This window comes from Sphingomonas sp. (assembly GCF_039595165.1).
Lineage (GTDB): Bacteria > Pseudomonadota > Alphaproteobacteria > Sphingomonadales > Sphingomonadaceae > Sphingomonas.
The window spans coordinates 1-24,824 of sequence record NZ_JBCNMA010000011.1 but is presented as its reverse complement, the minus strand read 5'-3'; the positions used below and the strand labels follow the sequence as shown (position 1 = coordinate 24,824).

At 68.6% G+C, this 24,824-nt stretch carries 31 protein-coding genes; 12 read left to right on the top strand and 19 right to left on the bottom strand.

Annotated features, from left to right (window positions below; genetic code table 11):
• Positions 1–80 precede the first annotated feature (80 nt).
• Complete coding sequence (locus tag ABDV68_RS03555) at positions 81–584, bottom strand: N-acetyltransferase (RefSeq protein WP_343518302.1); 504 nt, start codon at positions 582–584, stop codon at positions 81–83.
• Between the two features lie 99 nt (positions 585–683).
• Between ABDV68_RS03555 and ABDV68_RS03550 the strand changes: the two genes are divergently transcribed.
• Positions 684–1,316, top strand: a complete 633-nt coding sequence (locus ABDV68_RS03550; RefSeq protein ID WP_343518276.1) for a glutathione S-transferase N-terminal domain-containing protein — start codon at positions 684–686, stop codon at positions 1,314–1,316.
• Positions 1,317–1,378: 62 nt separating this feature from the next.
• Entirely contained in the window at positions 1,379–1,750 is a 372-nt protein-coding gene (locus ABDV68_RS03545; protein WP_343518275.1) for a dihydroneopterin aldolase, read from the top strand.
• Positions 1,751–1,855: 105 nt separating this feature from the next.
• On the opposite strand, the gene ABDV68_RS03540 is transcribed toward ABDV68_RS03545, so the two are convergent.
• Together ABDV68_RS03540 and ABDV68_RS03535 are read right to left on the bottom strand one after the other, a co-directional pair.
• Positions 1,856–2,254, bottom strand: coding sequence for a YbaY family lipoprotein (locus ABDV68_RS03540; protein WP_343518274.1), 399 nt, complete (start codon positions 2,252–2,254; stop codon positions 1,856–1,858).
• A gap of 30 nt (positions 2,255–2,284) precedes the next feature.
• Positions 2,285–3,124, bottom strand: a complete 840-nt coding sequence (locus ABDV68_RS03535; protein ID WP_343518273.1) for a hypothetical protein — start codon at positions 3,122–3,124, stop codon at positions 2,285–2,287.
• Between the two features lie 226 nt (positions 3,125–3,350).
• Between ABDV68_RS03535 and ABDV68_RS03530 the strand changes: the two genes are divergently transcribed.
• From ABDV68_RS03530 to ABDV68_RS03510, 5 genes are all read left to right on the top strand, one after another.
• Positions 3,351–4,028 carry a TonB family protein gene (locus ABDV68_RS03530; RefSeq protein WP_343518272.1) on the top strand — a complete coding sequence of 226 codons (678 nt, stop codon included), beginning with the start codon at positions 3,351–3,353 and terminating at the stop codon, positions 4,026–4,028.
• 63 nt (positions 4,029–4,091) lie between these two features.
• Positions 4,092–4,877: a MotA/TolQ/ExbB proton channel family protein gene (locus tag ABDV68_RS03525; protein ID WP_343518271.1), complete on the top strand. Its 786-nt coding sequence runs from the start codon at positions 4,092–4,094 to the stop codon at positions 4,875–4,877.
• A 102-nt stretch (positions 4,878–4,979) separates the two neighbouring features.
• Entirely contained in the window at positions 4,980–5,453 is a 474-nt protein-coding gene (locus ABDV68_RS03520) for a biopolymer transporter ExbD (RefSeq protein WP_343518270.1), read from the top strand.
• An 18-nt stretch (positions 5,454–5,471) separates the two neighbouring features.
• A complete protein-coding gene (locus tag ABDV68_RS03515) occupies positions 5,472–5,900 on the top strand; it encodes a biopolymer transporter ExbD (RefSeq protein ID WP_343518269.1) in 429 nt (142 codons plus the stop codon).
• Between the two features lie 204 nt (positions 5,901–6,104).
• The gene (locus ABDV68_RS03510) at positions 6,105–6,467 is read left to right on the top strand and encodes a tetratricopeptide repeat protein (protein WP_343518268.1); all 363 of its coding nucleotides are present in this window, start codon (positions 6,105–6,107) and stop codon (positions 6,465–6,467) included.
• A gap of 39 nt (positions 6,468–6,506) precedes the next feature.
• Here ABDV68_RS03510 and dcd read toward each other — a convergent pair whose 3' ends face one another.
• The 4 genes from dcd to ABDV68_RS03490 are packed head-to-tail and all read right to left on the bottom strand — an operon-like array spanning position 6,507 to position 8,721.
• Positions 6,507–7,061: a dCTP deaminase gene (gene dcd, locus ABDV68_RS03505; protein ID WP_343518267.1), complete on the bottom strand. Its 555-nt coding sequence runs from the start codon at positions 7,059–7,061 to the stop codon at positions 6,507–6,509.
• 38 nt (positions 7,062–7,099) lie between these two features.
• Positions 7,100–7,552, bottom strand: coding sequence for a cytidine deaminase (locus ABDV68_RS03500; RefSeq protein ID WP_343518266.1), 453 nt, complete (start codon positions 7,550–7,552; stop codon positions 7,100–7,102).
• Positions 7,549–8,223 (bottom strand): GH25 family lysozyme, encoded by a 675-nt coding sequence (locus tag ABDV68_RS03495; protein WP_343518265.1) that lies wholly within the window; start codon positions 8,221–8,223, stop codon positions 7,549–7,551. Before ABDV68_RS03495 ends, ABDV68_RS03500 begins: the two co-directional genes overlap by 4 nt.
• Before the next feature lie 15 nt (positions 8,224–8,238).
• Positions 8,239–8,721: a UPF0262 family protein gene (locus ABDV68_RS03490; RefSeq protein WP_343518264.1), complete on the bottom strand. Its 483-nt coding sequence runs from the start codon at positions 8,719–8,721 to the stop codon at positions 8,239–8,241.
• A 95-nt stretch (positions 8,722–8,816) separates the two neighbouring features.
• On the opposite strand from ABDV68_RS03490, the gene ABDV68_RS03485 reads away from it, so the two are divergent.
• Positions 8,817–10,331, top strand: a complete 1,515-nt coding sequence (locus tag ABDV68_RS03485) for a replicative DNA helicase (protein WP_343518263.1) — start codon at positions 8,817–8,819, stop codon at positions 10,329–10,331.
• A 142-nt stretch (positions 10,332–10,473) separates the two neighbouring features.
• Here the strand turns inward: ABDV68_RS03485 and ABDV68_RS03480 are convergent, their stop codons facing one another.
• The 3 genes from ABDV68_RS03480 to ABDV68_RS03470 all read right to left on the bottom strand — a co-directional run bounded on the left by ABDV68_RS03480 (position 10,474) and on the right by ABDV68_RS03470 (position 13,002).
• Positions 10,474–11,778 (bottom strand): L,D-transpeptidase family protein, encoded by a 1,305-nt coding sequence (locus ABDV68_RS03480; RefSeq protein ID WP_343518262.1) that lies wholly within the window; start codon positions 11,776–11,778, stop codon positions 10,474–10,476.
• Positions 11,779–11,795: 17 nt separating this feature from the next.
• Positions 11,796–12,047, bottom strand: coding sequence for a hypothetical protein (locus ABDV68_RS03475; protein WP_343518261.1), 252 nt, complete (start codon positions 12,045–12,047; stop codon positions 11,796–11,798).
• A 142-nt stretch (positions 12,048–12,189) separates the two neighbouring features.
• Complete coding sequence (locus ABDV68_RS03470; RefSeq protein WP_343518260.1) at positions 12,190–13,002, bottom strand: hypothetical protein; 813 nt, start codon at positions 13,000–13,002, stop codon at positions 12,190–12,192.
• 100 nt (positions 13,003–13,102) lie between these two features.
• On the opposite strand from ABDV68_RS03470, the gene ABDV68_RS03465 reads away from it, so the two are divergent.
• Positions 13,103–13,771, top strand: coding sequence for a hypothetical protein (locus ABDV68_RS03465; RefSeq protein ID WP_343518259.1), 669 nt, complete (start codon positions 13,103–13,105; stop codon positions 13,769–13,771).
• 3 nt (positions 13,772–13,774) lie between these two features.
• Here the strand turns inward: ABDV68_RS03465 and ABDV68_RS03460 are convergent, their stop codons facing one another.
• The 9 genes from ABDV68_RS03460 to ABDV68_RS03420 all read right to left on the bottom strand — a co-directional run bounded on the left by ABDV68_RS03460 (position 13,775) and on the right by ABDV68_RS03420 (position 21,744).
• Entirely contained in the window at positions 13,775–14,545 is a 771-nt protein-coding gene (locus ABDV68_RS03460) for a phosphoadenylyl-sulfate reductase (protein ID WP_343518257.1), read from the bottom strand.
• Positions 14,538–14,966 carry a DUF934 domain-containing protein gene (locus ABDV68_RS03455; protein ID WP_343518256.1) on the bottom strand — a complete coding sequence of 143 codons (429 nt, stop codon included), beginning with the start codon at positions 14,964–14,966 and terminating at the stop codon, positions 14,538–14,540. The genes ABDV68_RS03460 and ABDV68_RS03455 overlap by 8 nt, the downstream gene beginning before the upstream one ends.
• Positions 14,959–16,593: a nitrite/sulfite reductase gene (locus tag ABDV68_RS03450; RefSeq protein ID WP_343518255.1), complete on the bottom strand. Its 1,635-nt coding sequence runs from the start codon at positions 16,591–16,593 to the stop codon at positions 14,959–14,961. Before ABDV68_RS03450 ends, ABDV68_RS03455 begins: the two co-directional genes overlap by 8 nt.
• Before the next feature lies 1 nt (position 16,594).
• Positions 16,595–16,891 carry a DUF2849 domain-containing protein gene (locus ABDV68_RS03445; RefSeq protein ID WP_343518254.1) on the bottom strand — a complete coding sequence of 99 codons (297 nt, stop codon included), beginning with the start codon at positions 16,889–16,891 and terminating at the stop codon, positions 16,595–16,597.
• Positions 16,888–17,685: a uroporphyrinogen-III C-methyltransferase gene (cobA, locus tag ABDV68_RS03440; RefSeq protein WP_343518253.1), complete on the bottom strand. Its 798-nt coding sequence runs from the start codon at positions 17,683–17,685 to the stop codon at positions 16,888–16,890. The genes ABDV68_RS03445 and cobA overlap by 4 nt, the downstream gene beginning before the upstream one ends.
• Before the next feature lie 231 nt (positions 17,686–17,916).
• Complete coding sequence (locus ABDV68_RS03435) at positions 17,917–18,087, bottom strand: hypothetical protein (protein WP_343518252.1); 171 nt, start codon at positions 18,085–18,087, stop codon at positions 17,917–17,919.
• Positions 18,088–18,140: 53 nt separating this feature from the next.
• Complete coding sequence (locus tag ABDV68_RS03430) at positions 18,141–18,884, bottom strand: SDR family oxidoreductase (protein ID WP_343518251.1); 744 nt, start codon at positions 18,882–18,884, stop codon at positions 18,141–18,143.
• A 7-nt stretch (positions 18,885–18,891) separates the two neighbouring features.
• Positions 18,892–20,307, bottom strand: a complete 1,416-nt coding sequence (gene astD, locus ABDV68_RS03425; protein WP_343518250.1) for a succinylglutamate-semialdehyde dehydrogenase — start codon at positions 20,305–20,307, stop codon at positions 18,892–18,894.
• 57 nt (positions 20,308–20,364) lie between these two features.
• Positions 20,365–21,744, bottom strand: coding sequence for a YdiU family protein (locus tag ABDV68_RS03420; protein WP_343518249.1), 1,380 nt, complete (start codon positions 21,742–21,744; stop codon positions 20,365–20,367).
• 192 nt (positions 21,745–21,936) lie between these two features.
• Here ABDV68_RS03420 and ABDV68_RS03415 point away from each other — a divergent pair, with 192 nt between their 5' ends.
• The 3 genes from ABDV68_RS03415 to ABDV68_RS03405 all read left to right on the top strand — a co-directional run bounded on the left by ABDV68_RS03415 (position 21,937) and on the right by ABDV68_RS03405 (position 24,666).
• Positions 21,937–22,794, top strand: coding sequence for an alpha/beta hydrolase (locus ABDV68_RS03415; protein ID WP_343518301.1), 858 nt, complete (start codon positions 21,937–21,939; stop codon positions 22,792–22,794).
• 76 nt (positions 22,795–22,870) lie between these two features.
• A complete protein-coding gene (locus ABDV68_RS03410) occupies positions 22,871–23,338 on the top strand; it encodes a MarR family transcriptional regulator (protein ID WP_343518248.1) in 468 nt (155 codons plus the stop codon).
• Positions 23,335–24,666 carry a S41 family peptidase gene (locus ABDV68_RS03405; RefSeq protein ID WP_343518247.1) on the top strand — a complete coding sequence of 444 codons (1,332 nt, stop codon included), beginning with the start codon at positions 23,335–23,337 and terminating at the stop codon, positions 24,664–24,666. Before ABDV68_RS03410 ends, ABDV68_RS03405 begins: the two co-directional genes overlap by 4 nt.
• The last annotated feature ends 158 nt before the right edge of the window (positions 24,667–24,824 follow it).

Below are 24,824 nucleotides of genomic sequence, written 5' to 3'. Positions count from 1 at the left end.
GTTAGGCGCTTTTGCGCATCCGGGTAAAGGGCCGGGCTGTTGGAGCATCCTGCCCCGCCAGGGGGAGGATCGAAGGTCGCCTATGCCCGCGGACCGACCATGCCGGCGCGGTCCGGCGCCGCGCCGCCGCGCGCCAACAGGCGCCGCGCCTCGAACGGACCGGGCAGGCGCCACGCGCCGGTGGCGGCGTCGTCGAAGCCGAACTGGGCGTAATATTCCGGATCTCCGATCAGCATCAGGGCGTCGCCGCCCGCGATCCTGCCGGTTCCGGCGATCTCGATCGCCCGCCGCATCAGCGCTCGGCCGATCCCGACATTCTGCCGCGCGGGCGAGACCGCGACCGGGCCGACCATCACCATCGGCACGCGGCCGCCGGCATCGCACACCAGCTCCACCGGCCAGCACTGGATGCTGCCGACGAGTGCGCCCGCCTCGAGCGCGGCGAAGCTGAGTTCCGCGATCGGCGCGGTCCCTTCGCGCACGCGATAGGCGGTGCGGCCGTGCCGGTCCGCGCCGAACGCCGCGTCGAGCAGCGCTTCGACGGCGTCGGCGGGCGCATCGGCGAGCGGCACCAGATCGAACACGCGGGCAATCTCCAGCACGCCCGGGGGTGGACGCCGGGGGCGCGCGCCTTTAGCCGCCATTGGTGGCAACGCAAAGCGATTCCGGACCGGAGGCTGGCGATGAAGCTCTATGACGCACCCTGGGCGCCGAGCCCGCGCCGCGTGCGCATCTTCCTCGCCGAGAAGGGCGTGGAGGTGCCGTGCGAGGCGATCGACCTGCGCAGCGGCGAGCATCTCGGCGACGCCTATCTGCGCATCAACCCGCGCGGCGCGGTCCCGGCGCTCGAGCTCGACGACGGCGAGGTGCTGTGCGAATCGGCGGCGATCTGCCGCTATTTCGAGGCACTGCATCCCGAACCGGCGTTGTTCGGCACCACCCCGCTCGAGATCGGGCGGATCGAGAGCTGGACTCGGCGGATCGAGGGCGATGGTTATGCCGCCGCGGTCTATGTCCTGCGCAACACCGTCTCCGCCTTCAAGGACCGGGCGATCCCCGGCGCCGGGCCCGCCGCCGTGCAGATTCCCGAACTGGCTGCGCGCGGCACGCTGATGTGGGAGGCCTTCACCGAGGCGCTCGACGGCCGCCTGGCGGACCGCGAGTGGATCGCGGGCGACGCCTACAGCTTCGCCGACATCACCGCGCTGGTGACGGTCGATTTCGCGCGTGCCGCCAAGCTCACCGTGCGCGAGCGGCTGGCCGAGCTGCGCCGCTGGCACGCGGCGGCATCGGCGCGGCCGAGCGCCAGCGCCTGAAGGCTTTTCGCCGCCGCGCGTTCTGCTATGGGCCGCGGACCATCCGCTCAGGGCATCCAGCGTTGCACGATCTTCTCCAGCTTCAGGTTCGCGATTTCGAGGTCCAGGTCCTCACCGGCGTCTATTCGGAAGAGACTCACCTGCCGCAGCCGCTGCGCATCTCGATCACGGTCGATCTGGACGCGCCCGCGCATTTCGCGCCCGATACGCCGCTCAGCGCGTCGAAGAGCTATCTCGACCTCAAGCATGCCGCGTCGACCGCGCTGCCGCCGGGGGTGCATTTCACGCTGATCGAGGGCGTCGCGGATCACATCGCCGACACGCTGTTCCTCGGCGACGCGCGCGTCCGGCGCGTGAAGGTCGAGATCGTCAAGCTCGCGATCGCCGAGGCGGACGAGCGCATCGGCATCACCATGGTCCGCCACCGGCGTTGATGTTCGGGCCGCACCGGCCCGCTCCCCCACCCGGCCGCCCATAGGATGCTGCCGCCGGGTGGCCGGGTGGGGGAGCGGCGCCGACGGGCGCATTCTCAACGGCGTTCAGCGGCGGGCCTGCACCAGGTTCAGCGCGATATTCTGTCCGGGCGGCGGCAGCGCGTTGCGCGTGTCGGTGATCCAGGCGAGCCGGCCCCGCCCGTCGAGGATGCGCGCCGAAACCGCATAGCTGCGCCCGGGCTCGATCTTCGCCGGATCGTAGCTGAGCGCGAAGGAAATCGGCACTTGCTGCCCGGCGGTGACGATCTGATTCTGCGCGATCGTGACCGAAGGCGCGTCGGCGAGGCTGACGTCGTCGATCGACACGATCAGCCGCGAATCGGCCGGCAGCGCGATCCGCTCGCGATAGGCCACGGTGCCGGTCAGCGTCACCGCGGCGGGCTCGGGTATCGTGGCGCAGGCGGTGAGGCTGGCGGCGAGAGGAATGAGCAGCAAGGATCGCATCGTCGTCTCCTATGCGGTTCGCGCCCGCGTTCAGCCGCGGCAGGCGCCCAGTTGCTGTAGCACGAAGGCATAATCCTCGCGCGCGATCGCCGCGTTGGCGGGCTCCTCGTTCGCGGTGCTCGCGGCGGGCAGCGCGCGGGGCAGGCCGCAGGCGAGGCGGTACCACAGCAAGGTGTCGCGCGGCGGCGCGGCCGCGGCATCGTCGACGATCTCGCCGAGCGCGACCGCCCAGCGCCGCTGCTCGCCCGGGCGGCGCAGGATCGACAGCGAGATCGGCGCGCCCGTCGCGGTCTGGACGAAGATCTGGGTCTCCCCCTCACCGGGGAGCGTGCCCGGGACATGGAAGGCGTTGCCGAGCCCGGAGACCGCGGGCGGCGCACCGGACGCGACCACCTCGCGCACCACGCCGCGGACGCGCGCGTCGAGCTCGGCCGACCAGTCGCGCTGGGAATCGAGCGTGGTGAGCTGGACCATCGCCGCCTGACCCGAAACGGGACGCGCGAACAGCAGCACGCGCCGCTTGTTGAGCTTGGGCGCCTTGCCGCGCGCATCGAGCGGTACGTCGACGACATAGCCGACGCGGGTCGGCATCGCCCCGGGCGCGCGAATTAGGGCGAGGACATCGGCCTCGACATAGAATCGCATGCGCCCCGGCGCGACGTTCGCGGCCTCCGCGCCCTTGATTCGCACCGCGCTGCGGACCTGCGCATCGAGCAGCACGGGCGAGGCGAGCACCAGATCGGCGATCTCGGCATAGCCGGGCACCACGGCCGCGGACGGGGCGGCGGTCTGGGCTTCGGCGGGCGTTAACAATTGCGGCGAAGTTGCGGCAATTGCGGCGGAAAGCGAAAACAGGCAGGTCCGGAGCATGGCCCGGAGTCTAGGCGAACGCGAATGAACCATACAGAAATATTTCTGTCGCCTGCGGATTATACGTTTATTGCGTCCGACAAAGCGTTTGCGTCACGCAAATCGCCGCGATAGGACTCGCGCCTCTGCCGGTGGTCGTATGACGACCGCGCGGTCGAGCCACGCCGGATAAAGATGCCAAGGTGCCGGGCAACGGCGCGGCCGAATGAAGGAGTTAAGTTGCTGAATGGCCTACGCAGATCGTGATGTAGGAGGCAGCCGTGTCGTCGCGAGCGTGATCGTGGCGATCATCCTGGCGGCATTGGGTTACGTATTCGTAACCGGCCTCGCTTATCAATATATCAAGAAGAAGGCGGAAGAGATGTCGACCTTCGACATCGAAGAGCCGCCTCCTCCGCCCGAGGAAGTGCCTCCGCCGCCTCCTCCCCCCGACACTCCGGTTCCGCCGCCGCCGACCACGGTCGTCGTGCAGAAGCCGATCGTTCAGGTTCCGGCGCCCGCGCCGAACATCAACCTGAGCAACGTCATCCCGCCGAGCCAGCCGCCGACGCCGCCCGCGCCGCCGGCACCGCCCGCGCCTCCGCCGCCGCCGCCGCCGCCGGCGATCAGCAAGGCGGCCGCCGCGCGCGGCAATCCCGGGTCGTGGGTCACCAACGACGACTATCCGCCGTCCGCGCTGCGCGCCGGCGAGCAGGGTTCGGTCGGCATCACCTTCGGCGTGAACGCCCAGGGCCGGATCGAGAATTGCTCGGTCACGTCGTCGTCGGGATCGTCCGCACTCGATCAGGCCACCTGCCGCCTGGTGGAGCGCCGCGGACGCTACTCGCCTGCGCTCGACGCCGCGGGCAACCCGGTCCATGGCGGGCGCAAGTCGCTCCGCTTCCGGTGGCAGATCCAAGAGTAAGCTGAACCTGAATCCGGTCGGCCGCGCCGCTGACCAACATTCTTGCAAGGGAAAGAACCGAACATGCTGACGACCATTCTCACCGCCGGAGCCGCCGCTGCCCCCGCCGCCCCGCCGCCCACCAACTTCGACATCCTGCACGCCATGAACGAAGGCGGCGTGATCGCGTGGGGCACCGCCACCATCCTGACGGTCATGCTGTTCTTCTCGCTCTACATCCTGTTCACCAAGGTGTTCGAGCAGCAGAAGATCCTCAACCAGTACAAGCGCGTCCGCGCCAGCTTCTGGAACAACAACAGCCTGCGTGAGGGTGCGGCGAAGCTCGAGAAGGACTCGGCCTATCGCCAGCTCGTCGACGACGCGCTGACCGCCCAGGACCAGTACAAGGAGCTGACCGATCCGATCGAAGCGCACGACTGGCTGCACGGCTCGCTGAAGCGTTCGGAGGACTCGATCAACTCGCAGCTCAACGGCGGCCTCGCGTTCCTCGCGACCGTGGGTTCGACCGCGCCGTTCATCGGTCTGTTCGGTACCGTCGTCGGCATCTTCCGCGCGCTGATCAAGATCGGCGCGGCGGGTGACGCGTCGATCGGCACCGTCGCCGGCCCGGTCGGCGAGGCGCTGATCATGACCGCGCTCGGCCTCGTCGTCGCGGTTCCGGCCGTGCTCGCCTACAACTGGCTGCAGCGCCGCAACAAGGCGATCGCGGAGCAGATGAGCGGCTTCGCCAACGACGTGCTCGGCTACCTCGCCTCGGACGGCCGCGTCCGTCCGTCGGTCGGCGGCAAGAAGGGGCCGGCCCCCGCGCCCAAGGCGCCCCCGGTCGCGACGACCACCGCCAAGGCCTGACATTCGACTTGACGGCCGCGCGGCGCGGGATCGCCGTACCGCGCGGCCGCCTTCCGGACCTGCCAGGTCCGGGGACAGGATGCGAAAGATAGGATTGCGCCAATGGCGATGAGTACAGGCGGAGGCTCCGCCGAAGACAAACCGATGTCGGACATCAACACGACGCCCCTCGTGGACGTCATGCTGGTGCTCCTTATCATCTTCCTGATCGCGATCCCGGTGGCGATCCAGTCGGTCGAGCTGACCCTGCCCAAGGTGATGTACGAGCCGAACGAGACCAAGCCGGAGAACGTGCTGCTCGCGGTGCGCGGCCAGGGCGACCGCTGCGAGGTCTTCTGGGGCATGGCTCCGATCACCAGCGGCGACCTGCTCAAGAAGGGCAGCGACAAGCTCAAGGCGGTGGTGGACCGGCTCGGCGACAACATCACGCCGGAAGATATCCCGGAAGTCCATATCCGCGGCGACGTGAACACGCCCTACCGCTGCATCGGCGGCGTGATCTACACGATGCAGAATGCCGGGTTCGTGAAGGTCGGCTTCGTTTCCCAGCCGACCCCCGGCGCGCCGGCGCAGTAAGATTCAGGAGATACCCCAATGGCAATGAGCGCCGGCAAGGACGATGGCGAGCCGATGATGGAGATGAACACGACGCCGTTGATCGACGTCATGCTCGTGCTCCTCATCATGCTGATCGTCACCATCCCTGCGCAGACCCATGCGGTGAAGGTCGACCTGCCCCAGAATACCGGGCAGAACACCCCGCCGCCGGTCGAGCCGCAGAAGAACAAGATCACGATCGATCCGCAGGGCAATCTGTTCTGGAACGGCAGCCCGATCGACAAGGTCACGCTGCGCCAGTATCTCGACCAGAGCGTCCAGATCCAGCCGGAGCCGGAGCTGCACTTCCAGCCCGATCCGCAGGCGCGGTACGAGGTGGTCGACGAGGTGCTCGCGATCATCAAGCGGTCGGCGGTGACCAAGCTCGGCTTCGTCGGCAACGAGCAGTATCGCAACGACTTCTGATCGCGGGTTACCCGATCGAAAATCGAAAAGGGGCGGCTTCGGCCGCCCCTTCTTTTTTGCGTGCGCCGCGGGCCGCGGTCGCGTGCGTGGTCCGCAATCCAGCCCGGACAATAGCGTCACAAAAGTGCAATAAACACACTTGCCTGCTTGAAACATCAGTGACACGTTTGTGTCATTGAACTGTAACAAACAGGAGAAGATGTCATGCGTGTCGTTCTCGCCTCAATTGTCCTCGCGGCGCCGCTCGCGCTCATGCCGGCGGCGCAGGCGCAGGTCCGCGAGGATCCCTACGCCAAGGTCGCGATCCAGAACGGCGACTATGAACTGGCCGAGCGCAAGCTGCTCGCCGAGCAGAAGATCTTCCCGGCCAAGCCCGAAGTGCTGCTCAATCTCGCGGCGATCTACGCCAGGACCGGCCGCCACGCCGAGGCGCGCGCGATCTACAACCGCGTGCTCGAGCTCGATCCGGTGGCGATGGACGTCGCCGACGGCCAGGTCGCGGCGTCGCATCTCGTCGCCAACCGCGGGCTCCGCGTGCTCGAGAGCTCGCGCCAGGCTTCGCGCTGAGCGGCAGGGAACGGGCGGAGGCGAATCCGCCCGTTCGGATCACAGACGGGGCAGGGTGACGCCGCGCTGCCCCATATATTTGCCGGCGCGATCGGCATAGCTCGTCTCGCACGGCTCGTTCCCCTTGAGGAACAGGAACTGGCACGCCCCCTCGTTGGCGTAGATCTTCGCGGGCAGCGGCGTGGTGTTCGAGAATTCCAGCGTGACATGCCCCTCCCATTCGGGCTCGAGCGGCGTCACGTTGACGATGATCCCGCAGCGCGCATAGGTCGATTTGCCGAGGCAGATCACCAGCACGTCGCGCGGTACCCGGAAATACTCGACCGTCCGCGCCAGCGCGAAGCTGTTGGGCGGGATGATGCACACGTCGGTCCGGCGGTCGACGAAGCTGTTCGACGAGAAGTCCTTGGGATCGACCACCGCGCTGTCGATGTTGGTGAAGATCTTGAACTCGTCGGCGACGCGCGCGTCATAGCCGTAGGAGGAGAGGCCGTAGCTGATGCAGCCCTCGCGCCGCTGCGCCTCGACGAACGGCTCGATCATGCCGTGATTGAGTGCCTGCTCGCGAATCCAGCGGTCGGAAAGAATGCTCATCGCCAAGCTCTAGGCGAGCCGCCGGGCGGGCGGCAAGATCAACCGCCGATGCCGAGATCGGCGGGCCCGAACGCGTGCGGGAGCAGGTCGGACAGGCGGTGCGTCTCATACGCCTCGCCCTCGGCGCCGGCGCAATGGACGGCGAGATCGCGGCCGCCCATCTGCGCCGCTTCGTTGAGCACCTGACGGCAGCGGCCGCAGGGGCGGATCGGGTCGCTGCCGTGCGCCACGCCGCCGCGCATCATCCCGCCGACGATGCCCACCGCGACGATCTCGCGCAGCCTGCCCTCGGCATTGGCGCGGGCGACCGCGACGGTCTCGGCGCAGAGCGACAGGCCGTAGCTCGCATTCTCGAAATTGGCGCCGGTGACGATCTCGCCGTTCTCCAGCAGCAGCGCCGCGCCGACCGCGAAGTTCGAATAGGGGGCGTGCGCGTTGCGCGCGGCCTCGCGTGCGGCGGCGATCAGGGTGCGGGCAATCTCGTCGCTCATGGCGCCACCACGTTCCAGTTCACGGGACCCTCGATCCCATCGATTCGGCGGATCGTGCTGCTCTGCCACATCGCCCAGGGCCGTGCGAAATAATCCGGCGCGAGGAGGAAGCGGATCGCCCAGAGCGGACGGGTGATCGCGCCGCTCACCTGATACTGCGCCTCGAACTCGGGGGCGATTCGCAGGATCGCGGGCTTGCCGCTGTGCGTCTCGATCACCGCGGCGAGGCGGCGGATTTCGTCGAGCACCACGTCGCGCGCCGGGCGTGCCGGGCACGTCTCGTCGAAGCTCAGGTCGATCACCGCCGGCAGGGCGCCCGGATCGCGCGGGACGGTCGCGACGAAGGCGCCGGCCTGTGCGGATGCGGCGGCACATAGCGAGAAGGCGTGGATCGCGCCGCGCCGGATGCCCGCTTCCGCGATTCCCGCCCAATTGGCAGCGAAGCGCGCGTCGCGCGCCTCCGCCCCGCGCGTCGCCAGGGCATAAGCGAAATCGACGTCGCGCGCCTTGACCATCGTCCAGTCGATCGCGCCGTTGGCCTCGGCGACGTCGATGCCCTGTACGGTGTAGATGCCGCGCGACGGCGTCCAGCTCGCCGCGTACTTCCACAATACGCCGCCGGCCACGGCCAGCGACAGCGCGAATCCGGCCCAGATCAGCCCCCGCTGCACGTCAATCCCCCCAGCTCACGCCTTGATATGCAGCACGCAGATCAAGGTGAACAGCCGCCGCGCGGTGGCGAAGTCGATCTCGATCTTGCCCTCCAGCCGCTCGATCAGCGTGCGTGCGGCATCGTCGTGGATGCCGCGCCGCGCCATGTCGATCGTCTCGATCTGCGCCGGCGTCGCGTTGCGGATCGCCTGGAAATAGCTGTCGCAGATCGCGAAATAGTCGCGGATCGGGCGGCGGAAGCGGGCCAAGCCGAGGATCAGCGTTTCAAGCGGGCTATCGTCGGCGCGCTTGATCTCGAGGCCGAGCCGGCCCTCCTGCACCGAGAGGTGAATGCGGTAGGGGCCGGCATAGCCGTCGGGATAGGCGCGCTGCGGGGCGAAGCTGTTCTCCTCGATCAAGTCGAAGATCGCGATGCGGCGTTCCTGCTCGATATCGGCCGAGCGCCACAGGATCGTGCGCTCGTCCAGCGTGACGTCGATGATCCGGTGGTCGGCCATGCTGTGCCATCTAGGGTCGTCGCCCGGCACTCGTCCACATGATAAACAGCGTCGAGCGGCTTGAGCCGGGGGCCGCACAGGCGGATAAGGCGCGCATGGCGACGCTTGCACAACTTCCCCCCGCTTCGGCGGATGCCGCTCCGCGGCTGCCTCAGAATGTCGAGGCCGAGGCGGCTTTGCTCGGCGCGATGATGATCGACAACCGTCTGGCCGACGACATCGTCGAGGTGATCCAGGATCAGCATTTCTTCGAGCCCGTCCACGGGCGAATCTTCAAGGCGATCAAGACGCTGCGCAAGAGCGACATGCTGGCGACGCCGGTGACGCTGCGGCCTTTGTTCGAGAAGGACGAGGGCATGGCCCAGCTCGGCGGGCCGGCGTACCTCGCCCAGCTCACCGGATCGGGTGCGGGTCTGATCGGCGCGCGCCAGTTCGCGCGGCAGATCTACGACCTCGCCTTGCTGCGCGAGCTGGTGACGGTCGGGCGCAACATGGTCGAGAAGGCGCTCGACACCAGCGAGGACGTCAACCCGCGGGAGCAGATCGACAAGGCCGAGGAGGCGTTGTTCAAGGTGGCGGCGGACGGTGGGACGGCGAACACCGTCAAGACGTTCAACGAGGCGACCAAGATCGCGCTGGAGAACGCCAAGAAGGCGCAGAGCGCGGGCGGCGGCGTGGCGGGGGTCACCACCGGCTTCGATTCGGTCAACAGCCGGATCGGCGGCTTGCACCATTCGGACCTGATCATCCTCGCCGGGCGACCGGGCATGGGCAAGACCTCGCTGGTCACCAACATCGCCTACAACGCCGCGCGGCGGCTGATGGACGACATTCGCCTCGGCATCCCGCCCAAGCAGTCGATCGGGGCGAAGGTCGCGTTCTTCAGCCTGGAAATGTCGGCCGACCAGCTGGCGCTGCGCATCCTGTCGGAACAGTCGAAGATCGCCTCCGAAGCGCTGCGCATGGGCAACATCAGCAAGGCCGAGTTCGCGCAGCTGGCGGCGGCGGCGGCGGACCTGGAACAGCTGCCGCTCTATATCGACGATACCGCCGGCCTGACGATCAGCGCGCTGCACAGCCGCGTGCGGCGCCTCCAGTCCAAGCATGACGGCGAGCTCGGCATGGTCATCGTCGATTATCTCCAGCTGTTGCAGGGCAGCGGCAACAATCGCGACGGCAACCGCGTGCAGGAGATTTCGGAGATCAGCCGCGGGCTCAAGACGCTGGCGAAGGACATCAACGTGCCGGTGATCGCGCTGTCGCAGCTGAGCCGCGCGGTCGAGAGCCGCGAAGACAAAAGACCGATGCTGTCGGACCTGCGCGAATCGGGCTCGATCGAGCAGGACGCCGACATGGTGTGGTTCGTGTTCCGCGAGGACTATTACGTCGCGGCGCGCGAGCCCAAGCGGCCGCGCGAGGGCGACGATCCCAAGACGTTCGAGGATCACGCCAAATGGGCGCTCGACATGGAGCGCGTGTTCGGCCTGGCCGAGCTGATCATCGCCAAGCAGCGCCACGGCGCGACGGGCAAGGTGACGCTCAAGTTCGAGCCGAACATCACGCGGTTCAGCGACTATGCCGGGGACGTGAGCGGGCCGTACGGGGATTGAGACCGCCCTATCCTCCCCCGCCAGGGGGAGGTGTCAGCGAAGCTGACGGAGGGGGAGGAAGCGAGCCCCCGGCATTCTGCCATCCTCCCCCTCCCTCGCGCTGCGCGCGCCACCTCCCCCTGGCGGGGAGGATTGCGGGTCGTCACCCGTCCCTTCCGTAGACGTCCTTGCGGAAGGCCACGCCCGTCTTGGTCGCGACCGGGGTGAGATAGGTGAGGTAAACCGGGACCTGTACGGGCAGCGGCACCGCCTGCTCGGGCGCCTTGGACGGCGCGCGGAGCGGCTTCTGGAGCAGCCAGCGGCCGAGCGTGGCGGCGTCCTCGAGCCGGATGCAGCCGTTGCTGAAGTGGCGGTCCTCCTTCTTCAGCAGGTCGCGTTTGGGCGTGTCGTGGAGGTAGATGCCGAGCTTGTTGGGGAACAGGAACTTGGCCTTGCCCATCGAATTTCCCGCCCAGGGCAGCTCGCGCACGCGCAGGCCCTGCTTGCCGGCGGCGACGGCGTGCCAGTCGATGCTGCCGGCGGGAATGCGCCGCGCGTCGCTGCCCCAGCCGTCGAGCGCCTCCATCTTCTGCGCGGCGAGCGAGCGGCCCGCCAGCACCTTGGGCGCGACATCGTCGCGGACGAGATAGTCGGGGACGTTCCAATAGGGATTGAGGATCGCCCATTGCAGCATCCCGGCGAGCATCGGCGTCTGAGTCTCGCGCGCGCCGACCACGACGCGCATCGTGCCGACCTGCTTGCCCGCCTGATAATACCACAAGCGGCCCGACGAGGCATCGACGACGATATGCCGCACGGCCGGGCCGGGGAGCAGGCGCGCGCGGTCGAGGTTGAGCGCGAGCCGGTCGAGCGTGTCGCGCGAGGCGCCGCCCGCGCGGGCGCGGCCCATGAGCGCGCGCAGGCGGACATAATGGTCGCTCATCCAGCCCATGTCGCGGACGTAGCGGGTGAAATCCTTGGGGAAGGCGGCGGCGCGCAGCACGGTGTCTTCCGAGAGCTTGCCGGGGCGGAGCTTCTTGTCGGCGAAGGTCATCTCCGCCTCGCCCGGGCGGCGCTGGTCGCGGACATAGCTGGCGAACGCTTCGGACAGTGCGAGCTCGGCGCGCGCGACCTGCCCGGGCGATCCGGTCCGGGCCGCGGCGAGCGCGTCACGCAGCTTGCCGACCTCATAGTCGGACGGATCGAGGCCATCGAGCCCGGCCGAGCGCAGATAGCCGATCAGCACCTCCGCCTCAGGCCCGATCCTGCCGGTCCGGGCCCAGAGCGGGCGATAGCCGCGCGCGGCGTAGAATTTGCGGAGCTTTCCGTCGGCATGTTCGCGGATCGCCGCGGCGACCGGTCCCATCTGCGCGGCGGCGGGCGGGCGCTGTTGCGCGAGCGCCGGGCTCGCGGCGGCGGCGCAAAGCGTGGCGGCGAACAAAGAGTGGGGAATGCGGCGACCGCGCATTCCCCCGAGCCTGGCGATCAGCCCTTCTCCCCCAGCCGCGTCGGGCCCGGCGGGGGCGGCGGCGGGGCGGCGGGCGCGTTGGGATGATAGATGCCGTCAGCGGTGTAGTAGCCGTCGATGATGCCGTCGCCGTCGCGATCTGCGGCGACCGACCCGGCAACCGCGCCCGGCGGGGGCGGCGGCGCGTAGGCAACGGCCTCCTCATTCTTCGAGCAGGCGGCCAGCGTCAGCGCGGCGAGGCCGGCCAGCACCAGGGTGGTTCTACGCATATTACGTCCCTTTTTCCGGCGTGCAGGGGAGTTCCCGCACGCTCGGCTGGCTCCCAACGGCCAAGGGTTCGTTTCGCTTCCGCGCGTCGCGTGCGACCGCGACAGATGGTGCGGCGCGCGCGGCGACTTGCGGAAACTGCAATCAGAAGCGCTGGTGGCGCGCGCCGTCGATCGTGTCGCAATTGCCGCGGAAGCCCGAGCCGTAAATGCCCTGGATCGTGATCCGTCCGCTGCGCCGGTCGACCGTCACGCGCGGCTGGTTGGCGCCGCTGAGGCGGTAGCTGGCGCGGATCTGGTAGCGATCCATGGCGACGTCGCGCAGGTCCCACCAGCCGTCGCGACGGCGGCCCGACATCTGGGGCGTCAGCGAGCGCGGCAGGCGGATGCGCCCGCCGCCATCCCACAGCTGGATCATCACCGAAGAGCCGAACTGCTGATCGCTGAGCGCGGAGCGGTTGCCGAAATCATAGCGGTCGGTGTTCCAGTTCCACTGCCAGCCATGGCGGCCGGCGCCGCCGGGGCGCTGCCCCTCGCCGAAGCAGATCAGGCCAAGGGAGATCGGCCGGCCGCCGGGCCAGCCGCCGCCGGGCCGATCGTTCCAATCGGGGCGGTCAGGGCGGCCGGGGCGATCGGGGCGGCCGGGGCGCCATCCGCCGGACTGGCGGCAATCGGCCGGGGACGTGGTGATGATCGAGGCGAAGCGGCCGTTCGTCGTCGCGATGCTGACGCACTGCCGGCGCTCGGCGCTCCACCAATAGGCCCAGGCGCGACCGCCGCCGCCCTCGCCGCCCACATAGGTATAGCCGCGCCGCTGCAGCTCGCCCTCCGCCTGGCCGGCGCGGGCGTTGACCATGTCGCGCAGGTCGTTGGGGATGTCCTGCGCCGCGGCGGGCGGCGCGATTGCACCAGCGAAGGCGGTGACGGCGGCGGTGGCGAGAAGCTTGAAACGGCTCATCGAAACTCTCCTGCACAGACGAGGACGAACGCTTGAACCTTGTCGAGTCGCGGTGCCGCGACGCATGATCATGCTAGCATGCAAGAAAGGATCGGCGGCGATGCATTTCATGGGGCTGCTGAAATCGCTCGACGAGCTTCTCTACGAGGTGATGTCGTGGCTGATCTTCTATCCGATCACCTTGTGGCGCACGCTGACGCGGCCGCTGCAGATGATGGGCTATTCGGATCAAGAGCTCGGCCAGGCGGATGAGCGGCAATATAGCGATACGCTGCCGCCGCCGCTGTTCCTGCTCGTGTCGCTGCTGCTGGCGCACGGGCTGGAGCTGGTCGTGGTGGGCGACAGCCCGTTGATCGAGAGCAAGCACGGGCTCGCCGCACTGGTGCATGACGATACGACGCTGCTGATCATGCGGCTGGTGATCTTCAGCGTGTTCCCGCTGATGTTCGCGGCGCTGATGGTGCGGCGGCGGCGCATCGGACTGACGCGCGATACGCTGCGCGGCCCCTTCTATGCGCAATGCTATGCGGTGGCGCCCTTTGCCCTGGTGCTCAGCATCGCCGGCATCCTGATCCAGACCAGTTGGCTCGAGGTCCAGGCCGCCGGCCTGCTGCTCGGCGCGATCGCGCTGATCGTGTTCGGGCTGGTGCAGGCGCGCTGGTTCGCGCAGCATCTCGATCGCAGTCTCGCTGCCGGCTTCGGCTATGCCTCGATCGCGATGGTCGAGAGCTTGGCAGTGGTGCTGCTGACCTCGCCGCTCTTCACTTGACGGTCAGAAGACCGGCAGGTCGGGGTCGTTGTCCTCGACCGGCGTGTGGATGCCGCACTCGGTCTTGTCCCAGCCGGCCCAGCGGCCGGAGCGCGGATCCTCGCCGGGCTTGACCTTGTTGGTGCAGGGCGCGCAGCCGATCGAGAGATAGCCCTCGGCCTCGAGCGGATGGCGGGGCAGGTCGTGCGCGTCGAAATAGGCGTCGAGGTCGGCCTTGGTCCAGTCGGCGAGCGGGTTGACCTTGAGCTTGCCGGCCTTGTCGACCTCGAAGCGGGGCAGCGCGTTGCGGGTCGAGGCCTGGAATGCCTTGCGCCCGGTGATGCTGGCGTCGAACCCCGCCATCGCCTTCTCGAGCGGGATGACCTTGCGGATTTCGCAGCAGCCGTCGGGGTCGTAGGACCAGCGCAGGCCGGTCTCGTCCTTCTTGGCGATCGTCTCGGCGTCGGGCGTAACGATGCGCAGGTTGATGAGCCCGAGCTTCGCCGCGAGCTGGTCGCGATAGGCGAGCGTCTCGGGGAAATGCTTGCCCGTGTCGAGGAAGATCACCGGCACCGAGGGGTCGATCGAGGCGACGAGGTGGAGCAGCACCGCCGACTCGGCGCCGAACGACGAAACGATCGCGACATCACCGGCCATCTGCTCGGCGAGCACCGTACGCAGCATCTCCGTCGTGGAGACCCCGCGGAACAGGTTGTTGAGACGCAGCGCATCACGCTCCGTGAAGGCCGGAGTCGTGTCGATGCGGTCGATCTTGCGGGCGGCCACGCTAGCCATGTCGCAATTTCCAGACCGGCACCGCGTCGTCGGCGGCCGTCTGATAGACATAGTCGAAGCGCGACAGCGCGCCTTCGAGCGCGACCGGGTCGATCGGCGCATCGGGCGCGAAGCTGTCGAAACCGCAGCGGCGCATGAACAGCATCTGGTCGACCAGCACGTCGCCCGAGGCGCGCAGCTCGCCCGTGTAGCCCGCCTCGCGCAGGATGCGCGCCGAGCTGTAGCCGCGGCCGTCGCGGAAGCGGGGGAAGTCGATCTCGATCAGCGCGAGCCGGTCGAGATAGGGGATCAGCTCGCGCGCGTCCTCGCCCGCTTCGATGCGGACGGCGGTGGCGTTGGACTGGTCGAGGAACGCCTCGATCGAGACCGCGGGCTCGTCATGCGGCTCGTCGTCGCGGAAGCGCAAATTGGTCTCAACCATAGATGGCCTCCTTGAACGGCTCCATGCCGATGCGGCGATAGGTGTCGAGGAAGCGCTCGCCCTCGGCGCGTTCGCGCAGATAGACGTTGGTGGCCTTCTCGACCGCGTCGACCACGCCGTCCTCGTCGAAGCCGGGGCCGGTGATCTTGGCTTGCGTGGTGTCCTCCGCGCCCGATCCGCCGAGCAGGAGCTGGTAGTTCTCGGTGCCCTTACGGTCGACGCCGAGGATGCCGATATGCGCGGCATGGTGGTGGCCGCAGGCGTTGATGCAGCCGCTGATCTTGATCTTGAGCTCGCCCAGCTCCTGCTGGCGGTCCATGTCGGCGAAGCGCTGCGAGATCTTCTGCGCGAGCGGGATCGAGCGGGCGTTGGCGAGGCTGCAGTAATCGAGGCCAGGGCAGGCGATGATGTCGGTCACCAGGTCGAGATTGACGTCGGCGAGCCCGGCGGCGTCGAGTGCCTTCCACACCGCGTGCAGATCCTGCTTGCGGACATGGGGCAGGACGAGGTTCTGGGCGTGGGTCGCGCGCAGCTCGTCGAGGCCGTAGCGCTCGGCGAGATCGGCGACGATGTCCATCTGCTCGGCCGAGATGTCGCCGGGGATGCCGCCGATCGGCTTCAGGCTGATATTGACGATGGCATGGCCCGGCGCCTTGTGGCGGACGGTCTGGCGATCGACCCAGAGTGCGAAATCGGGATCGCTGCGGTCGATTTCGTCGCTGAGGCCGGTCTCGAACGCCGGCGGCGCGAAATAGGCGGCGATGCGGTCGTACTCGGCCTGGGGGAAGTCGGTCGCGAGCGTCAGGAAATGCGCGAACTGCGCCTCGACCTGACGGCGGAATTCTTCCTCGCCCAGCTCATGGACGAGGATCTTCATGCGCTGCTTGTGGATGTTGTCGCGCCGGGCATGGAGGTTCCACACGCGCAGCACGGCCTGGAGATAGGAGAAGATCTGCGCGGCGGGCAGGAACTCGCGGATGCGGTAGGCGATGATCGGCGTGCGGCCCATGCCGCCGCCGGCGAACACCTCGAAGCCCTGCTCGCCCGCTTCGTTGCGGACGATGCGGAGCGCGAAATCGTGCCAGCGCAGCGCGGCGCGGTCCTCTTCGGCGGCGATCACCGCGATCTTGAACTTGCGCGGGAGGTAGCTGAATTCGGGATGGAAGGTCGTCGCCTGGCGGATCAGCTCGGCCCAGGGGCGCGGGTCGCAGATTTCGTCGGCGGCGGCGCCGGCATATTGGTCGGCGGAGAGGTTGCGGATGCTCTCGCCCGAGGTCTGGATCGCGTGCATCTCGACCGTCGCGAGATCGGCGAGGATGTCGGGCGCCTCTTCCAGCTTGATCCAGTTGTACTGGATGTTCTGGCGCGTGGTGAAATGGCCGTAGCCGCGGTCATACTTGCGCGCGATGTGCGCCATCATGCGCATCTGCCGGCTGTCGAACGTGCCATAGGGGATGGCGACGCGCAGCATGTACGCGTGCAGCTGGAGGTAGAGGCCGTTCTTGAGCCGCAGCGGCTTGAACTGGTCGTCGTTCATCGCACCGGCGATGCGGCGCGCGACCTGGTCGCGGAACTCCTCGACCCGGGCATCGACGATCGCCTGGTCATATTGGTCGTAGCGGTACATGTCAGATCACCCAGCTGCCGGCATCGGGGTCGGCGGGTTTGAGCGTAAGGTCGGGGCGCACGGTCGGGCCATAGGCGCGGATGCGGTCCTTGATGTGCGCGGGGCGCGGGCCTTCGGGCGTCATCGTCCCGTCGATCACGACGCCGCCATTGACGCGGCGCGCGCCGGTTTCCTCGGTCAGGATCGCCTCGCCGCGATCGCCGACATCGACGGCGTCCTCGATATGGAGCGACCAGCCCTCGCCGGTCCACCAGATCACCGCGCCGCTGCGCAGGTCGTTGCCAGTCAGAATCTTCACAAATCGAATCCGTGCATGAGTTCGGCTTTCTTCGCCCAGCTGGCGAGCTTGTCCTGCGCGTCGGACAGCGCGACGACCTCGCCGACGACGATGATCGCCGGGCTCTGCACCTTCTCGCGCTCGACCATCGGCCCGAGATCGGCGAGCAGGGTCTTCATCGCGCGGCTGCCGTCGAGCGTGGCGCGCTCAAGCACCGCGACCGGCATGTCGGGAGCGACGCCGTCGCGCATCAGCTTCTCGGCGATGTCGGGGCAGGTCTGCACGCCCATGTAGATGACGAGCGTGCGTCCCTTGCCGGCGAGGCCCGACCAGTCCTGCTCGCTGAGGCCCTTGCACTGGCCGGCGACGAAGCTGACCGCGCTCGACCAGTCGCGATGGGTGAGCGGGAGCATCGCTTCGGCGGCGCCGCCGAGCGCGGCGCTGACGCCCGGGATCACCTCGACCGGGAGGCCGGCGGCGCGCACGGCCTCGACCTCTTCGCCGCCACGGCCGAAGATGAACGGATCGCCGCCCTTGAGGCGAACGACGATCGCGCCGGTCTTCACATGCGCGATGATGAGGGCGTTGATGCCGTCCTGCGGCACGGTGTGCTTCGAGCGGCGCTTGGCCACCGAGATGCGGTGCGCCTGGGGCGCGAGATCGAGCACGCGCGGATCGACCAGCCCGTCATGGACCAGCACGTCGGCGCTCTTCAACGCCTCGACGGCGCGTACGGTCAGCAGGCCCGGATCGCCCGGGCCGGCACCGACCAGAATCACGCGCCCGCGCGCGGAAGGATCGAGCAGGGAAGCCATGCGGTGGGAAATGGTCCCGCCTGCCGTTCGCGGCAACCGATGGTTGCTTGGGGCGGGGCTAGGGAATCTTTGGGAACGGTTGGCCCTGTCGAATCCTCTCCCGCCAGGGAGAGGTGGCAGGCGCAGCCTGACGGAGGGGGAGGTGAGCGGTGCATTGGAGGTGGAGCGCTCGCCGGCCTCCCCTCCGACGCCTTCGGCGCCACCTCCCTTCGGCGGGGGAGGATTGATGCCCTACGCGGCGAGCTCGCGTGCCCGCTTGCTGAGGCGGATCGCCTCGTCGATCAGTTCCGCGGTGAAATCGAGATCCTTCTGCTTGACCGCGATGGTCAGGCAGTTGCGCGCTTCCCGGCGGAGGCGTTCGGCGCGGGTGGGGCGGGGGGATTCGTACGCGGGGGGTTTCACGACGCGCATAATTCGTATGACCGCCGCGAGTTCCGCGCTTCGTCGCAAAGCCGCTACCTGCCTCCGCCGATATCGACGAACGACCCGGTGACGTAGGACGAAGCGTCGCCGAGCAGCCATAGGATCGCCTCCGCCACCTCCCCGGCGGTGCCGGCGCGGCCGATCGGGGTCTGCGCGCCAAGCTCCCGTGCGCGGTCCGGGCGGCCGCCGCTGGCATGGATGTCGGTCTCGATCAGGCCGGGGCGTACCGCGTTGACGCGCACGCCCTGCGGGGCAAGCTCCTTCGACAAGCCGATGGTGAGGCTGTCGAGCGCGCCCTTGGTCGCGGCATAGTCGACATATTCGAACGGCGCGCCGAGCCGCGCGGCGATCGACGAGACCAGCACGAGTCCGCCGCCGCGGCCGCCGCGGTCGCGCGGCAGGCGCCGGGCCGCCTCGCGCGCGGTCAGCAGCGCGCCGAGCAGGTTGACGTCGATCATCCGCCGGAGCCGGTCGAGCGCCATCTCCGCGAGCGGCGCCGCCGGGCCGACGATGCCGGCATTGACCACGACACCGTCGATGGCGCCGAAGCATGAGGCGGCAGCGTCGAACAAGGCGACGACATCGGCCTCCACCGCGGTGTCGGCGTGCGCGGCGAGCGCGTGGCCGCCCGCTGCTTCGATTTCCAGGACGGTCGCCCGGGCGGCAGCTTCGTCGGCGACATAGCTCAGCGTCACCGCCCAGCCGGCGCGTGCGGCTTGCAGCGCGGTGGCCCGGCCGATCCCGCGGCCGCCGCCGGTGACGATCAGCGACTTCACGATCCGCTCAGCCTTCGCGCAGGCCGATGCCGATGCTCACGCGCGCCTGCTCGGCCTCGCTCGATACCACCGGATAAGCGCAATAGTCGGCGGCGTAATAGGCGCTGGGACGGTGGTTGCCCGACCAGCCGATCCCACCGAACGGCGCCGCCGAGCTGGCGCCGTTGGTCGGGCGGTTCCAGTTGACGATACCGGCGCGGATGTTCGCCCAGAACTGGTCGTAGAGCTTGGGATCCTGGCTCACCAAGCTGGCGGAAAGGCCGTAGCGCGTGTTGTTCGCTTCGGCGATCGCCTCCTCGAAGGTCTTGGTGCGGATCACCTGCAGGATCGGGCCGAACAGCTCGATATCGGGCTTTTCCCGGGCCTCGGTCATGTCGATCAGCGCGGGGGTGACGAAGGGGCGGCCGTCGATCGGGCGCTCCATGTGGCGCAGCGGGCGCCCGCCGAGGAAAGAGAGCTCCAGGAAGCTCTCGGTCAGCAGGTCGGCGGTGTCGTTGTCGATCACCGGACCCATGAACGGCGCCGGGTCGGCATGCGGCTCGCCGATGATCAGGCGGCCGATCAGCTTGTTCACTTCCCCGATCAGCGGCTCGTAGAGCGTCTCGTCGACGATCAGGCGGCGTGCGGCGGTGCAGCGCTGGCCGGCAGTGGTGAAGGCCGACTGCACCACCAGCACCGCGGCGGAATAGATGTCGGGGGTCGACCACACCAGGATCGGGTTGTTGCCGCCCATTTCGAGCGCGAGGATCTTTTCCGGCTTCGATGCGAAGGCGCGGTTGAGCGCGATGCCGGTGCGCGCCGAGCCGGTGAACAACAGACCGTCGATCCCGTCATGCGCGGCGAGCGCCTTGCCCTCGTCCGGTCCGCCGATGAGCAGGCGGATGCAGTTTTCGGGGATGCCGGCGGCGTGGAAGCATTCGACCAGGAAGGCGCCGGTGGCGGGGGTCTTCTCGGACGGCTTGAAAACGACCGCATTGCCGGCGAGCAAGGCGGGGACGATGTGGCCGTTGGGGAGATGGGCGGGGAAATTGTACGGGCCGAGCACCGCGAGCACGCCGTGCGGCTTGTGGCGCAGCGCGAGGCGGGTGTTCATCGGCGCATCGATGCGGCGCTGGCCGGTACGCTCGGAAAAGGCCGAGACCGAGATGTCGACCTTGGCGATCACCGTGTCGACTTCGCTGCGCGCCTCCCAGATCGGCTTGCCGGTCTCGCGCGCGATCAGGTCGGTGAAGGCGTCGGACTTCTGGCGCACGACATTGGCGAAGCGGCGCAACGCCTCGATCCGGTAGGTGAGGGGGCGGGCGGCCCAGTCGGCCCAGCTCTCACGCGCCTTGGCGACCTCGGCATCGACATCGCCGATTTCTCTGCGCCACAGCACCGCGCCGGTGGCGGGCTCGGTCGAAATGATTTCGGATGCGGGCATTCGGTCTTTCTTTGGATGGCCCCCTGTGTGGGCACGCTCTAGCACCAAGTTACGGGACTATTCCACCTTGCCCGTTTCGAGGGCTTCGCCCATCCGCCGGATCGCCGCGATCTTGGCGTGGAACGGGCTCCAGTCGTCGCCGCGGTCGATCGCCGACCAGATCGTTTCGACCTCGTCGATCAGCATCGAGCAGGGCTCGCCGGCGAAATAGGCGTGGCCGCGGCCGTGCGGAACGGGATCGAATTCCTCCAGCGCGACGCGCACCTCGTTCCATTCCGGGCCATAGCCTGCGGGCAACGCGCCGCCAAAGGCATCGAAGAAGAAGCGGTCGAGCGGCCATTGCGTCGCGAGCAGCGCGGCGTCGATCGCGTCCTTGAGCCGCCATCCGGCTTCCTCGTTACCGGTGCGGAGGCCGAGGCGGCGCAGCAGCGGGGCGGAATAGGCCTGGCGGTACAGCGCCTCGAACCGCTCGAGCCGCTCGATCAGCGGCGGCGCCTCGCTGATCACGCGCAGCGACACCGCGAGCTGGGCGCAGTTCCACAGGATCGCGTCGGGCTGGCGGGCGAAGGCGTAGAGCCCGGCATGATCGAAATAAGCGGCGGTGAAGCCCGGCTCGAAGGTCGGGGCGAAGCGCCACGGGCCATAATCGAAGCTCTCGCCGGTGACGTTGATGTTGTCGGTGTTGAGCACGCCATGGACGAAGCCCGCGACCATGTAGCTGGCGGCGAGGCGGGCGGTGCCTTCGACCACCAGCCCGAAGAATTGCGCGACCGGGTCTTCCTCCGGTTCGGCGCAGAACAGCTCGGCGAGGCACCAGTCGACCAACCGCCGCATATTCTCCGCGTCGCCGAAATAGGCGAGGCGCTGGAAGGTGCCGATGCGGATATGGCTGCGGCTCATGCGGACCAGTACCGCCGAGCGGGTGGGCGAGGGCTCGTCGTTGCGTTGCAAGGCCTCACCGGTCTCGACCAGCGAGAAGCTGCGCGAGGTCCTGACCCCAAGGGCTTCGAGCATCTCGGTCGCCAGCACTTCGCGCACGCCGCCCTTGAGCGTCAGCCGGCCGTCGCCGAAGCGGCTGTACGGGGTCTGGCCCGAACCCTTGGTGCCGAGTTCGAGCAGGGCGCCGTCGCCGCGCCGCATCTGCGCGAAGCTGAAGCCGCGGCCGTCGCCGATCTCGGGATTGTACACGCGGAACTGGTGGCCGTGATAGCGCAGCGCCAGCGGCTGGGGCAGGTTACCGGGCAACGGCTCGAAACGAGCGAAGTGGCGCAGCCAGCCATCGTCGTCGAGTTGGCCGAGTCCCACTTCGGCTGCCGCGCGGTCGTTGCGGAAGCGGAGGATCGCCTGGGGGAAGTCCGCTGCCGCGACAGGGTCGTAGAAGGCGTCGCCGAGTTTCAGGATTGCGGGATCGGGATTGTACGCGTTGAGCTTCGCCACGTTCTACACCGTCATCCCCGCGAAGGCGGGGATCCATCGGGGCTGTCGTCGTGGCGCGATCCGAAAGGTCAGCCAGAAGGGATCCCCGCCTTCGCGGGGATGACGACGAGAGAGAATATGCCGGTAAGGCAACGGCGCTTGCGGGAAATCGGCCATGGCGCGATATGGGGGGCGATGGCGACCGCGCGCAACCTGTCCGACTATACCGACGGTTACTGGTGGTCGGGCGACGGCCTGCGACTGCATTATCGCGACTATCCCGGCGGCGCGGGCAAGCCGCCGCTGCTGTGCATCCCGGGGCTCACCCGCAATGCGCGCGACTATGAGGGGCTGGCGGCGCGGCTCGCGGGCGAATGGCGGGTGATCGCGGTCGACCTGCGCGGGCGCGGCGAGAGCGCCTATGCCAAGGACCCGATGACCTATGTGCCGCTGACCTATCTCCAGGATCTGGAGGCGCTGGTCGTCGAGCTAAAGCTCAAACGGTTCGTCGCGGTCGGCACCTCGCTCGGCGGCATCTTGACGATGCTGACGGCGTCGACTCATCCCGAGCGGATCGCGGGCGCAGTGCTCAACGATGTCGGCCCCGACATCGATCCGGCGGGGCTCAGCCGGATCCGCGGCTATGTCGGCAAGGCCAATTGGCATCCGACCTGGATGCACGCCGCCCGCGCGCTCGCCGACGCGAATGGCGACGTCTATCCCGGCTACAGCGTCGAGGAGTGGCTGGCGATGGCCAAGCGGCTCTATCGCCTGACCAGCGCGGGGCGGATCGTGCTCGATTACGACATGAAGATCGCCGAGCCGTTCCGCGTGCCGGGCAACGAGGCGGGGCCTGACATGTGGCGGGCGTTCGACGGGCTCAAGGACAAGCCGCTGCTGGTGGTGCGCGGCGAGCGATCGGACATCCTCTCCGCTGCCACCGCGGAGGCGATGCGCAAGCGCGTCAAGGCGTGCGACCTGGTGACGGTGCCTGAAACCGGCCACGCGCCGACGCTCGGCGAACCCGAAGCCGTCGCCGGGATCGACCGGCTGCTGGCCAAACTGAACTGATCCCCAAAACAGGGGCGCGGTGGATAGCGCATCATTGTCTCTCGACATTATAACAGTGCTGTTATAACTGCGTCTGATGGGAACCGCGACGCTGGGAACCTTGCTCCGTCACCTTATCGAGCTGCTCGATGGCGCCGTGGAGCAGGGCTATGTCGACGCCGGGCTCGCTTATCGCCCGCGCTATACGCCGATCGTGCGGGTGCTGATGCGGCACGGGCCGAGCTCGATCCGCGAGATCGCGCAGCGAGCTGAGATCACCCATTCGGCCGCCAGCCAAACGGTCGCGCACATGGCGCGCAACGGCTTGCTGGACGTGGCCAAGGGCGCCGACGCGCGCGAGCGGCTGGTCGCGCTCTCGCCCGCGGGGCGCGCGATCCTGCCGGCGGTCGAACGGCGCTGGCAGGCGACCGAGGCAGCGGCGCGCGACCTGGAAGCGGAGCTGGACGCGCCGCTGGCGACGATCATCCGCGATGCGATCCGCGCGCTCGACCGCAAGCCGTTCGGCGAACGCATCCGCGACAATCTGGAGGAGAACCCGTCTTGAAATGGCTGTTGCCCGCGATCCTTCTCGCCCTGCCTGCCGGCGCGCAGCTCCGGCCGGTGCCGGTTCATAGCGCCGCGGGCACGCTCTCGCCCGCGCAGACGGACGCCGCGATCGAGGCGATCATCGCCGCGATCGAGCGCCAATATGTCTTTCCGGACCGCGTGCCGGCGATCGTGCAGGCGGTGCGCGCGGCGCAGGCGAGCGGACGCTACCGGACCAGCGACCCGGCCGTCTTCAGCGCCCGGCTGACCGAGGACATCAGCCGCGCCGGCAACGATGGCCACCTCTATCTGCAATATGACCCGCAGCGCTTTGCCGCGGCGAGCGCACCGCAATCGAGCGGGGCGCCGACCGAAGGGGGGCTCGACGCCGTGCTGGCGGCGCGGGCGCGGCGGACGAACTATGGGCTGAGCGAGACCAGGCTGCTGCCCGGCAACATCCGCTACCTGCGCATCTCGGCGTTCGACTGGGTCGAGGACGAAGCCGGGCAGGCCTATGACGACGCGATGCGTTTCCTGCGCGGCGGCGACGCGGTGATCATCGACATCCGCGGTAATGGCGGCGGGTCGCATGAGGCGGTGCGCTATGCGCTCAGCCACTTCATGCCCTCCGGCCGGCTGCTGATGACCTTTCTCGAGGCGGGGAAGGAACCCGAGCAGTCGCACACGCTGAGCAACCTGCCCGCGGGCCGCATGATCGGAAAGCCGCTTTATGTGCTGATCGACGGCGGCGTCGGCTCGGCGGCAGAGGACTTCGCCTACAGCGTCCAGCAATTCAAGCTCGGCCGCCTGGTCGGGGGTAGCACGGCGGGCGGCGCCAACAATAATCGCTTCGTGCCGATCCCGCCGGGGTTCATGCTCAGCGTGTCGTTCGGACGTCCGGTGCATGCCGTGAGCGGGGGCAATTGGGAGGGGACGGGCGTTGCCCCAGATACCCGGACGCCCGGTCCGAGCGCACTCGATGCTGCGGAGCGGCAGGCGCTGGACGATCTGCTCGCCCGCGCCGGTAGCGATGACGAGCGGCGTGCCGAATATGAATGGGCGCAAGTCGGCGTCGAGGCGCGCCTGCAGCCGGTGACGCTGGACGCCGCAGCATTGCGGAGCCGCGCCGGAAGCTATGGCGACGCGGTGATCGCGTATCGCGACGGGGCGCTGTGGCTGAAGACCCGGCCGTCCGCGCCGGTCCGGCGCATGGTGCCGCTCACGCCGGATGGCCGCCTGTTCGCGCTCGAGGGGCATGAGATGCTGCGTGCCCGCTTCGCCGGCCGCGATCTGGAGATGCTGTGGCGCGGCGAACCCGCGCCGCGCGTCTATCCGCGGTCGCGCTGACGCCGGGTCCCGGACGGGCAGGGGCGGACGCGGGCCCGCCCCCGCAAGGTTCAGTCGCCCAGCGCGGCGCGGCGCGCGAGTTCGGCGTTGGTCGGGGTCTCGAACTCGAACGAGCCGGTCTCGATTTCGCCCGCGCGCGTGTAGGATGCGATCACCAC